This is a genomic window from Candidatus Poribacteria bacterium (genome assembly GCA_021162805.1).
In the GTDB taxonomy this organism is placed as follows: domain Bacteria; phylum Poribacteria; class WGA-4E; order B28-G17; family B28-G17; genus JAGGXZ01.
In genome coordinates this window covers 1-12,040 of record JAGGXZ010000193.1, presented here as the reverse complement: position 1 = coordinate 12,040, position 12,040 = coordinate 1, and the positions used below count along the sequence as shown (strand labels likewise).

9 protein-coding genes are annotated in these 12,040 nt (G+C 46.5%); 6 read left to right on the top strand and 3 right to left on the bottom strand.

All coding sequences use genetic code 11. The features are described from left to right. Positions 1 to 161 precede the first annotated feature (161 nt). The 3 genes from J7M22_15910 to J7M22_15900 form a co-directional block, all read right to left on the bottom strand. The gene (locus tag J7M22_15910) at positions 162 to 335 is read right to left on the bottom strand and encodes a hypothetical protein (protein MCD6508092.1); all 174 of its coding nucleotides are present in this window, start codon (positions 333 to 335) and stop codon (positions 162 to 164) included. A 122-nt stretch (positions 336 to 457) separates the two neighbouring features. Beyond that, positions 458 to 1,477, bottom strand: a complete 1,020-nt coding sequence (locus J7M22_15905) for a right-handed parallel beta-helix repeat-containing protein (protein ID MCD6508091.1) — start codon at positions 1,475 to 1,477, stop codon at positions 458 to 460. A gap of 194 nt (positions 1,478 to 1,671) precedes the next feature. Next, a complete protein-coding gene (locus J7M22_15900; GenBank protein ID MCD6508090.1) occupies positions 1,672 to 5,361 on the bottom strand; it encodes a pre-peptidase C-terminal domain-containing protein in 3,690 nt (1,229 codons plus the stop codon). A gap of 275 nt (positions 5,362 to 5,636) precedes the next feature. On the opposite strand from J7M22_15900, the gene J7M22_15895 reads away from it, so the two are divergent. The 6 genes from J7M22_15895 to J7M22_15870 all read left to right on the top strand — a co-directional run. Continuing rightward, positions 5,637 to 6,023 (top strand): glycosyltransferase, encoded by a 387-nt coding sequence (locus J7M22_15895; protein ID MCD6508089.1) that lies wholly within the window; start codon positions 5,637 to 5,639, stop codon positions 6,021 to 6,023. 311 nt (positions 6,024 to 6,334) lie between these two features. Continuing rightward, the gene (locus J7M22_15890) at positions 6,335 to 7,762 is read left to right on the top strand and encodes a DUF1573 domain-containing protein (protein ID MCD6508088.1); all 1,428 of its coding nucleotides are present in this window, start codon (positions 6,335 to 6,337) and stop codon (positions 7,760 to 7,762) included. Continuing rightward, positions 7,756 to 9,114 carry a hypothetical protein gene (locus tag J7M22_15885; protein ID MCD6508087.1) on the top strand — a complete coding sequence of 453 codons (1,359 nt, stop codon included), beginning with the start codon at positions 7,756 to 7,758 and terminating at the stop codon, positions 9,112 to 9,114. The genes J7M22_15890 and J7M22_15885 overlap by 7 nt, the downstream gene beginning before the upstream one ends. 13 nt (positions 9,115 to 9,127) lie before the next feature. Continuing rightward, a complete protein-coding gene (locus J7M22_15880) occupies positions 9,128 to 9,955 on the top strand; it encodes a formylglycine-generating enzyme family protein (GenBank protein ID MCD6508086.1) in 828 nt (275 codons plus the stop codon). An 8-nt stretch (positions 9,956 to 9,963) separates the two neighbouring features. Next, the gene (locus J7M22_15875; protein ID MCD6508085.1) at positions 9,964 to 11,826 is read left to right on the top strand and encodes a glycosyltransferase family 39 protein; all 1,863 of its coding nucleotides are present in this window, start codon (positions 9,964 to 9,966) and stop codon (positions 11,824 to 11,826) included. A 38-nt stretch (positions 11,827 to 11,864) separates the two neighbouring features. Then, positions 11,865 to 12,040: helix-turn-helix domain-containing protein (locus tag J7M22_15870; GenBank protein MCD6508084.1), on the top strand; the 176-nt coding region annotated here is incomplete at its 3' end.

The window sequence follows — 12,040 nt, the reverse complement described above, 5'->3', positions numbered from 1 at the left end:
TCCGAACCGGGTTTGTCTTCGGTAGAAACGCTCGCTTCATGCTGTTTTACGGACACCGGACCTGATTATCATCCGATCTCACAGAGGCGCATGAAACAAGCGTTTACAAAAAAGTGCAAAAGTATAGTCCTTTTACAGTATAGCACGCTTTGGAGATGAGTTCAACAGGATTCCGTGGATGCTCGTTCTCTGCTTCTTCTCCTTTCAATCCATTTGGGATCGGGTTTGGTCTTCCATCGATTATGCACCCACAGCCATTGATCCGGATACCTGCATATGAGCTCCTCGAGCATCCTCATCAACCGTTCGGTGTTAGCCCTTACGTCCTCCTCCATATCGCCTGAGAGCTTCAGATCGATCGGCTCGGATACGGTGATGATGTGGGTATCGTCGGGCTGACGGATATCGGCGGAGATATGCGTTGATGAGTGAATGGCAACCTGCTTGAAGCATGCATTTATCTATTGTTGTTATAACCTCGAAAGAACATCATTTGTTTAGAACCACTAGGAGGAGCCGCTAGACAAGGCTGCACTATAAGAAAACTTCTGAGACCTTTCGAGATTTTCCGAGGTAATGGCCCATATCTAGAACCCCAGTAATTCCCCACCATATATATAGGGTTTTCATCCCGCCATCCATTAATAAGACAGAGTATAGTGTTTTTTCCAAGGTCATCCTTAGTGCCAAAATCCGGTTGTGCTGTGGGATCAATAATCATGCTCATATTATGAGCGCCGATATAATTATTTCTAAACTTAGTAGTCGATGTTCCTTTAATACTTAAAACTCCTGATCGATCAATCCTGTTGTTCCTAAACACCAGTACCCTTCTAGGATCGAAATCTTCGATTGTAACATAATTATTCATTGTTATCTCATTGTCTTCCACTATGCCTGAGGTTGCATGAAAGTATAAGCCGATATCGCATGCTCTAATCCTATTGTTTTTCACCAAGACTGAGGTCGTACGAAATTTCAAGCCTGCACCGCATACTTTAATATAACTATCTTGCATGTTGACTTCTGAATTAAGAGCTGCGAGACCTGTACCACCAATAGCATTTTCTATGATGCAATTGTATATGACGACTGATGAATCTTTTACTTGGATGCCAAAGTTAGCCCGCGCACGAACATTAATGGTTAAATTACCAATCTGAACATTTTTCGCTGAGGAAACCTTTATCACAGCCGAATTTCCTTTGGGCTGAATTATAGTTTCACTCCTATCTTTGCCTAAACCTATAAGCGTTATGCCTGATTTCAGCGAGATCGACTCGTTATATACGCCAGGCTTTACATAGATATTACACGGTGCTTTAACCGCTGAGATAGCTTCTGTGATTGTCCGATAATCGTCCGGAACCTTTATGGTTAGTAATTCTTCATTAATGACTATCGGTGATTTCCCTTGAGGAGTGGAACACGCCGCTATGAAAACCAAAGTGAAGATGAAAAACACTCGATTACACATGATATCCCTCTTTATCGTCTGAGAATGGGGATGGTTCATATCCCTCGGGAATTATGGTAACACTTTTCTCGTAGGGCGGGGGTTTACCCCCCGCCGAAGACGGCGGCACATAAAGTGCCGCCCTACGAAAGTGTTACCATGATTGTGAACCATCCCCTGAGAATGTAACCGTTATTATAAAAATCCAAGCGATGTCATTTCGATATGATCATCCTTTTAATGAACGAACGCGCTCCAACTTTCATCCGGTAGATGTAAATCCCTGACGAGACCTTCTCACCAACTTCGTTTCTTCCATCCCAGCGTGCAGCTTCATTCCGATCGACATAACTTCCAGCTTTTAGATATCCCAGGTTTAGCCTCCTCACCAATCTGCCTGATATATCGTATATCCCTATCTCTACCCTGGTATTCTCCGCTAGTTTGAATGGTATCCATGTCTCCGGATTGAATGGATTTGGATAGTTTTGAAGTAAGACCGTCTCCTCAGGTATTACTTTCACTTCGCCACTCTCAACTTTAACCCCCCAATCCATGAATAAGTATATCCTCTCCACCTTCACCTCCCCGTCCCCTTCTGAGATAGCTCTCATCTTAATTTCAAACAGCGTCCCACCTCCGCTCATCTCATTATCTCCCGCGAAGGCTATTCTTATCACCCCTTCCTCGCTCAAGTTTGCCTTCCAGTATGTTCCCGATGTTAGACCCCCCGCTAGGACATCTTCAGCCTGGATGACATCAGGGTTGTACTCGAGAATCATCCCTCCGGCTACCAGACCCGTAGCGTCTTGTATGGTGATCGGTAACCTGACTTCCTCTCCAGGATGAGCGGCAATATCGGGTAAGGAAATGGAGAAGATGTGAGGTGATGAGGATACTTGAAGGTTGGAAGGCGCAGGCAGATGATCGATGATACCAACCACAAACTGAAGGATAAGAGCTGCATCGAAAGCGGTGATTTGTCCGTTGCCGGATACATCCCCTATCAACCTCATCACATCGGGATTAAGTGAGATCTCCACCGGCCTCACATTAGGAAATCGAATAAAAAATCCCCAGTACGCTCCTCCCCTGTTATTGACCTTAACCAATAAACGATTCCATCCTGGCTTGACCTCAACCTTCAACTTGTCCCGATTATGTGGCCACCCCTCCGTGATCGATTTAACCCATATATTCTGATCGTTTATCCAGATGGAGATATCATCATCATTCACCACCCACAGGTCAACCTCACCGCCTTCCCTGAACTTAAGATAACTCACCATATATGCCGTGTCATGCCCACCACCAAATAGCTGATTCAACACCAATCCCGGACAGAACTCATAGGCTGTCCACCTGAGATCCTCTCCGTTGAACGTGAACACATCCCCTGCCCTCGGCATGACCTTGGCCTCACCACCAACCGGCTCCAGAAAATCCTCCTTGATATCATCCTCCGTATGAGCGGTATCCCTGAGTGGGCCTAATATCAATCCTCTTGTAACGTACCCCCATCTGGAAAGAGGGAGAGGAAAATCCACATGAATAGTCTTGTTCTCTTCCACTTTCAGAATGGCCGCCTGATCTTCATCTTCCGTCCCTCCATAATACCACTCCCTATCTTCAAATAGAACCTTGACCTTGTAATCCCCCTTGGGTAGGAAGAAACCATATTGACCGTCAATGGAAGTGAAGATGGAGAACCTATAGGTTGATCCGCTATTGACGTTCTGACATTCGAACTTCAGACCGTGATACATCCAGGCGGTTAGGTTCTTTCTTCTTGGGACGGATACGCTCAATGTTGAACCTACCGTTCCCGCTACCTGTCCGCCGTGTCGAAGCAGCAGGGAGTAGAAGTAGTCAGCACCTCCTTTCCCGTCTGTGTCTCCTATTTCAACTATGTATTCCCCATCAGATGGAATCTGGTAGCCTATATAGGAGTCGAGGGTATCGGACATGTTATCATTGTAGGCCAGTTGCTCGCCATTCGGGTTCCACAAACGCAGGTAGGAGTTCAGGGATGATCCGATGTTTTGAGCTGACACGGTGAGGATGATTATATCTCCTTCTTTCGCATGAAACTTGAATGCATCAATATCTCCTGGGGGAGAGATCTTACCAAAGGCAGGAAGATCGAAATCTATCTCATTGGGGCTATCAACTCCTCCATCTCCATAAGTGGAGGAGGCAGGCTCCTGCAACCACGGGTCATAGTCAACCTTACCTTTGCTTAAGTCAGTCGAAAAGCTGTAAATCCTAGATATGATCTCAGATTTATCTACTGTTCCCCAGTAATTGTTCTCGGCATTAAGCGGATTGCTTGTAGCGCCATTGTCATTATAAAGCTCATAGGCAGCTTTGTTATCGTAGATATCATTATAGTTGAAGTTAGACCGACCTTTTATATAGACGGTACACGTGTTTCCAGTCCCTGTTGTCTTATTCATGATGATCAAATTCCCCGTGAAATCTCCACCTCCGTGGTACCGAGCTGCGGAAGCATTTCGAGCCTTATTACCAATTATCTGGCAGTTTCTTATCGTCGTCGCTTCGTCAGCGCAGATCCCTCCGCCATCGCCGGAAGCTATATTACTCTGTATGACACAACCTGTTATCGTTACTACACCGCCACTATACATGCCATTATCGCAGATTCCCCCGCCGTTTTTAGAGGCAAAATTCTCCTGTATTGTGCTATCAGTTATTTTCAGCGTATTACCAGCAGCGAAGATTCCTCCACCACTGCTGGCTTTATTCCTCCGTACCGTACAGTTCGTCATCATTACCACACCACCACTATACATACCGCTAACACAAATTCCTCCTCCACCACCAGAGGCGGAGTTTTCCTCTATTATATCGCCCATCATCGTCAATGCGTTGCCAGCCGCAAAAACACCTCCTCCGCTGCCTCTGGCTTCGTTTTTCTGAATCTTGCAGCTTGTTATCTTCGCTTTACCACCGTACATGCCACAGATATAAATTCCTCCTCCATCGCTGAAAGCTTTATTTCTCTGTACCACATCATCCGTCATTTCCAATATGCTACCAGCAGCGCAGATTCCCCCACCGCCGGAAGCCATATTCTCTTGGATCGTGCAGCTTCTTATTGCCAATGAGGTATTATACATATTACAAGCGAAGATCCCACCTCCATTACCAAAGGCGAAGTTCCCCTGTATTTTACTGCCTGTTATCGTCAGTATGTTACCGGTAACATAAATTCCGCCGCCGTTACCGGAAGCTGAGTTTCTTTGTATCGTACTGTTCGTTATCGTCAACACACCTCCACCGCCACCGATGGCATAGATCCCCCCACCATCGCCGGAGGCTTTATTCCCTCGTATCGTACATGAATTAATTTTCACCTTAGCATCGCCACTGCTCCTTATACCCCTACCATTACAATCTTCAATAACTGTATCAGTCAGGAGCAATCCTGTACCGCTGATCATAATAGCAGCGCTATTGCCATCTATTTTTGCACCTCCACCATACTGTATCACACAGTGCTCCATTATATTCCCACTTATGTAGTTACCGCCTCTATCATATTTAGCAGGCACACTGCTAGGTGAAAAGTATATATATCCCCATGCACCCGGGTCAGACGAATCAGCACCTGTGAACAATATTGGATCTTTCTCAGTTCCTCGAGCTATCAGACAGCCGTTCACATGGAGAGATGTTCCCACTTTGAACTTCACTTCAACTCCGGGTTTGATCTCGAGTGTAACACCTTTTGAAACGACCACATCGGACCTCACGACTATAGGGCTATCAGCCTTGTCCCAGATCATGCTAAACCTGAGAATTCCCCCTACATCCCTTGCATCTGTCAGAGAAGCAAGGGAAATCAATGTGATGAAAAAGGTTAGAGGAAGGAATTTCGTCATTTTACACCAACTCCTTTTTGACTCCTTGGGTGAATTAAGGTTCATTCCCCGCCGCACAGTAGCATATAAAACGCCGATCTACGAAAATAACCTGCCGCTTGGGAACGAAAAGGTTTACAGATTTATAACGCTCGGTCGGTATATGTATGTATATTCCCAGCCCTGTTTTAGACGTCTACGTTTCAGGCGATAAGCTCCTCGCGCTCTGCGGTGAGCTGAGCGTGGAGAATGTAATCCACAACGAATCCATCCGTTAAGGATCGAGGTGATCAAAGCTGCGGAAGGTTTATCTCTCCATCATAATACCAGCCTATAACGAGGAGAGAAGGATAAAGGAAACGATCCAAACCATCATCCAATACCTCCATCTCCGCAAGATCCCCGCTGAGATCACCGTCGTCAACGACGGAAGCAAAGACAACACAGATCAGATCTTAAAACAGCTTGCCAGGGAGCATCAAACCTTGAGATGTATCCACCTCCCTCGCAACTTCGACAAGGGATTCGCCATCAGAGAAGGAGTTCTGTCCTCCAAAGGGGAATTCATCTTCTTCTCAGACGCGGACCTCTCCACACCTATCCAGGAAATGGACAAGCTGATATCACCTCATATGGCATCAGCGCCGTCTCATGGCTTGTGGTTCTATCCAGGTCTGATTTGAGCTATGTCTATCCGATGATCAGCATCCAGGGGGATACCGGCGGTCAGGATAGAGAGTGAATTTTTTTGTAATATTTCCCCCTCTCATGCATCTTTATATTATGGACAGGAACTGCATGATTACTTCCATAAAGAACGACGGCCTTATCTCCCATCCCTTGAGGAGAGGCGGAAATGGTATATGGAGCATCCTGAGGAGGCTAAGAGATTCATAGAGATGTGTCAAAGAATTCTACAGGAGCCCAACTCCGAGCTATCGGAAAATATCAAGGACGAACTGAGGGTAGCATATGAAGCGTTAAGCGAGGTTCGATGATCAGGGGGGTGAAAGTGGTGAAGAAAGCTTGGCTTGTGATAGCGTTTGTTATTATCGGAGGGATTCTAGCCATTGTGAGCTTTTCCTTCCATCAAGTAAAAATGTCGGAGTCTAGGACAGATGTTCATCCCTGTGAATTGGAAACAGGCGCTTATGCCCTCTTAGTTGCCCTCCAAGTGCTTGGCGTCAAAGCATCTGCTGGCGAAACCTTCGATTTAGTCCGATATGCCTCCGGGGATATCACAGAGAGGCTTTCTCAAGCGGCTAGGCAGAAAGGAGTCTATGTGGAACATGTGAGGTTGACCCTTGATGAATTGAAATCCAGAGGAAAACCTGCCATAGTCAGGATGAAGGACAGCCGATTCGTCTTCTTCGATAAATTCCTCAATGGAAAAGTTAGAGTCATAAACTATCCAGATCCTCCATCTCTCTTATCAAAAGGCGAGTTCGATCGGAACTGGGATGGTGAAGCCCTTCTACTTGAGCTTCCAGTTCGAGATCCTAAAGCTCCTCATATTCGCTTTGATAACGCACGCCACGATTTCGGCGAGCTTCGACCTGGACAGAAAGCTTCACATACATTCACCTTCAGAAATGAGGGTAAAACACCCCTCATCGTATCTTCGGTCAGATCCACCTGCGGATGCGCAGCTGCTCTTATATCAAGGAAGAAGATCAATCCCGGCGAGATCGGGAGAATAAAGGTCACATATATATCCCCCGGTGGAAGCGGGAGAAAAACGAGATACATCGAGGTTCACTCAAACGATCCTTCTCATCCAGTAATGTTTCTCACGATCACAAGTATAACTAAACGAGTTCCCAAACCGATCCCGGCCAGCCTTCTATTCAGATACGGAGGGGAAGGGACGAAACTCGAAAAGCAGGTTATTATCGCCGTTCCCCCAGGAGACAAGCTGCGGATCACGAAGGTTGAAACGAGTTCACCTGGGATCCAAGCAGAGGTCATATCGGGCAGGGAGGCCGATGATCAAGTGGCGCTATCCGTGTCGGTGAAACCCAACGCTAAACTCCACTTTATGGAGAAGCTTATCATCTATACTGATCATCCTGATGCAAGCAAAATAGAGGTGCCAATCTTGTTTGAGAGGATAGAAAAGATAAAGGTTTCCCCGCCTACTCTTCTCTTCGGAATGGTTCCGAAGGGGAAAGGAGCTTCACGTAAAGTGCTGATTTCATCTAAGGATGTAAGCAGATTCCAAATCGTCGATGTTTCAGTTAAGTCACCTTATCTCTCCACGAAATTAATAACCCTGAAAGAAGGGCGAGAATATGAGTTGGAAGTTACTATCAAAAGCAATGCTCCCGAAGGTCCGTTGCGTGATACAATTCTAGTTAAGACTGATATACCAAGCCAATCTGAAATTTCAATACCGGTATATGGAATCATTGGGAGATGGTAAGGATTCACGCCGTTTTAATAACGGCGATCATAGTCTCCATAGCCGCTGCCTTAGTTTCCCTCCATCTTAAGTCCAGGGTGAAAACTATAACAATTCTCTATTCGGGTGAGGAAAGGGGATATTTGGAACCTTGTGGGTGTGCTAAAGGGATGCTTGGGGGGATAGCAAGACGTGCATCCTTGATCAATGAGCTGCGAAGAAAAAGCGACGATCTACTTTTGTTACACAACGGTGATATCATCGCTCAAAAAGGGGTTCAAAACGAGATCAAATACGAGGTGACTCTGATGGCCCTGAAGAGAATGGGATACGAAATCTTCAACCTCGGTGAGGGAGATCTTACGCTTGGTGTTAAAAGGCTTAAAGAACTACAAGGGGCCATCGGAGTGAATTTCCTTTGCCTCAATGCGTCTATTGATATCCCTTCAGAGCAGGATCGAAAACCGTTTATAGGACACCTGATTAAAGAGTATTCTTTAGGGCGGAAGGCGTTCAAGATAGGGGTGATAGGTGGAATATCAGATCGTTACCAGCTTATGCTGAGCAATTCCGACAACCGTCTCCGTTTAACGGATCTCGTGGATGCTTTAAGGGAGAGCATCCACGAAATCCGATCTAAGGTGGATTTAATAGTTGTGCTGGCGCATGCAGATCTTGACGAAGCTCAGAGGATAGCGATGGAAATACCCGAAATAAACATAATCATAGCGGGTCACCATCGGGATGAGCCCTTGGAGTTACCTATGAGGGTGGGTAAATGTCTGATTTTCAATCCCGGGATAAAAGGGAAGTTCTTGGGCAAGCTTGATGTAAACCTCGATCAAAATGGGAAGATATTAAACTATCACCATGAAATCATTCCTGTTTCCGAGGAACTCCGTGAGGATGAGAAAATAAAACATGTAGTGGATCTTTATCGTCAAATGGTGATACAAGCTGATCTCCTTCATCGGATAAAGCGTATTCCAACTCCCTCCGGCTCTTCTTACGTCGGAAATGAAAGTTGTCAAAAGTGCCACAAGGAAGAGTACTCCTTATGGAGGGAAACATCCCACTCCAGGGCTTATCTAACCCTCATCAGAAGAGGGTATGAGAGTGATCCAGAATGCGTGATCTGTCACACGACCGGATATGGAGAGATATCAGGATTTGAGGATTATCAGAGGACTCCCTCGCTGGCAAACGTAGGATGCGAAGCATGTCACGGTCCAAGGAGACGACATGTGGAGAACCCTTCATTGGAAAAATACGCAAGGGTTAAAGAGGAAAAGTGTAGGGAATGCCACACTCTTGAAAAAAGTCCAGGGTTTAACTACGAAGTATTCTGGGGAAGGATAAGTCATAGCAAATAGGTGGAGGGATAATATGAGGGGGAAATCGGTGCTTTGTATCTATATCCTGATTTTGGTGATCCCAACTTTGGGAGTTCATGGGAAAGAGCTCTCCAAGGAGGATGTGATAGAAAAGTTGGAAATGGTCCTCATCCCGGAGGGCGAGTTCATAATGGGGAGCGATGATCCCCTCGATAACCCCGACCAAAAGCCGAAACATAAGGTTTTCCTCAGCTCATACCGTATCTCCAAGTATGAAGTGACTAACGAAATGTTCAAAGCGTTCGTGATGGACGGGGGATACAAAAGAAAAGAGCTATGGACTCCGGAAGGATGGAGGTTCATCCAGGAGAACATGATAACACATCCCGCAGGATGGAGGGTGAGAGGGTTCGATGACCCTCAAAAGCCCGTCGTCGGGGTCAGTTGGTACGAGGCATACGCCTTTGCCAAATGGCTTGGCATGAGACTTCCGACGGAGGCGGAGTGGGAGAAGGCGGCGAGGGGAACGGATGGAAGAGTTTATCCATGGGGGAACGAGTTTGATGCCACAAGGGTCTTCTATAAGGCTATAGCCAGACCGTTGAGGGTTGGGAGCTTTCCATCCGGAGCTAGCCCTTATGGAGTCCTAGATATGGCCGGAAACGTGTGGGAGTGGGTCAACGATTGGTATGATGAGAACTACTACGGCAGGAGTCCCTATAAGAATCCCAAAGGACCGGATGAGGGGGAATACAAGGTCGTAAGAGGAGGAGGGTGGGGATGTAACCGCCGTCAGATGCGGTGCGCCTATCGTCGCCATGAGAAGCCGACATGGAGAAGGCTTGACGTCGGATTCAGGGTGGCCCAGGATTTAAAATGAGGGGTACTATGAGGGATCGAAGGAGAATACTTGTAGCCCTTGGTGCCTTAGGTATCACTATCATAGCTTTCTTACCTAGGGGGCTCTCCCCCGGAGCCTACTGGACACCCGATGAAATCTTATGGATTCGACGCTCCCTCCGCTTTGCCTCGGCTATCAGTCGGAGGGATTTGAAGGAAACAGTGCAATCTTTCCATCCCGGTGTCATCACAACATGGATAGGAGCTCTCAGCTTATATCCTAAATATCGGCACGTTCTTTTCATGTTTGAAGGCGGACGAAGTCCGCTCCCGCTTGATTCACAGGAGAATTTACAAAGGGTCAGGACAGGCATGGCAGTCGCTACAACCGCTTTGATTTTATCGTTCTTCTTTCTTCTTAGGAGCTTAACGAACTTGAAGATAGCCCTTACCGCTGGTTTCTTCTTCGCCCTAGACCCCTGGTATTTGATGGAGTCGAGGAGGCTTCATACGGATGCGCTCGCCGCCGGATTTATGATCTTATCGCTACTTGCGCTTCTGATCCATTGGGAGAAAAGGAAGTGGGTTTATCTCCTCATCTCCGGAGCCTGTTTAGGGCTATCCTGCATCACAAGGGTGACATCAACCACCCTCATCATTTACTTCCCCTTCGGATTCATCTTGCACCGTATGTTATGCAGACCCGGAGGTGTTTTTGATAGAAGAGATCTATCCGAATTCATTTGGAGCTTCCTCAGTTGGTTAAGTGTTGCAATTCTAACATCTGTCGCCCTTTGGCCTGCTTTGTGGGTGTCCAGTGTAAAGATCGGATCGATACGGCTGCCAATAACGCCAATTTTCATCCTTGCAGCTTTGGCCGTTGTTGTCGAAGGATATCGGTTAATGGGTAATCGCTCGATCGAAAGGAGAGATTGGGTGTTCTCCCTGATCCCTGTCTTTGGTGTGTGCCTTGCTTTACCCTTCATGTTCGTCGAGATTGCTATCGTTTTCAGAAGGATGAAATGGGCGTTGACCACCCCTCATGAGGTTCCACAAATCTTCTTAGGCAAAGTGGTATATGATCCTGGCCTGCTTTATTATCCCGTTATGATCACCATCTACAGCACACCTGTCGTATTGTTTCTAGCTGCTGTGGGATTTCCATTAGTGTGGTGGGCAAAACGATATCGAGGGAAGGAGCTAAACTTCAGGATTTATCTTTGCTCAGCGGTTTTCATACCTATATACATCATCTCCATATCACTGGCGGCTAAAAAATTGAGCCGGTATGCTTTGCCATCAGCTCCTGTCTTAGACATCATGGCGACGATAAGCCTGTGGGTAATCGTGGACGAGACAATTCGCTTCATCAAAGCCGGAGTTCTCTCTTACAAATACAAAATGGGTGGTTTAAAGATTGTGGGATTAACAATTTCCCTGATGGCGCTTTTGGGGTTAATCGTATGCCAATTTCTCACCGTTGTGATGTTGCACCCTTACTACTCCTCCTACTACAACCCTCTGTGGGGGGCAAAACGAGTTGTCAGGGTAACAACGATGGGAAGAGGAGAGGGGCTAGATAAAGCTGCTTCTTACCTTAATCGTAAGAAGAACGCCCATCAGCTTATCGTCCGAGTTTCTCCACTGGCTGCTCTTTTCTTCAGGCGATATTTCCGAGGGGAAACCCTATCCCTCAAAGGTGAAACTTCATCCCAATTTGTCGATTATGACGTGATATACATTAGAGACCTCCAGGTGGCGAAGGAACTAGGATTGGACGAGGAATTTTACAGGAGTCGAACGCCGGATTATACCGTGCGGATAAACGGAGTTGAGTTTGTGAAAATCTATAAACTCAAAGGGGGAAGTGAAAGTGAGAGATCACCCAGCCGCTTAGATTCATCCGACTGAAATTTCCTGTAATATTTCTCCTTTTCCCGCATCTATATATGTGGGAGGTCAAAATGAGGGATAATGAACTGGTTCAGAGAAGCTTACAAGGGGATAAAACCGCCTTTGAGGAGTTGGTCAGAAGATACTACGACCTCATACGCCTCACAGCCTTCTCCATACTGCAGGACCAGGATGAAGCAGAGGACGTGGCTCAGGAGACGTTCCTCAAGGC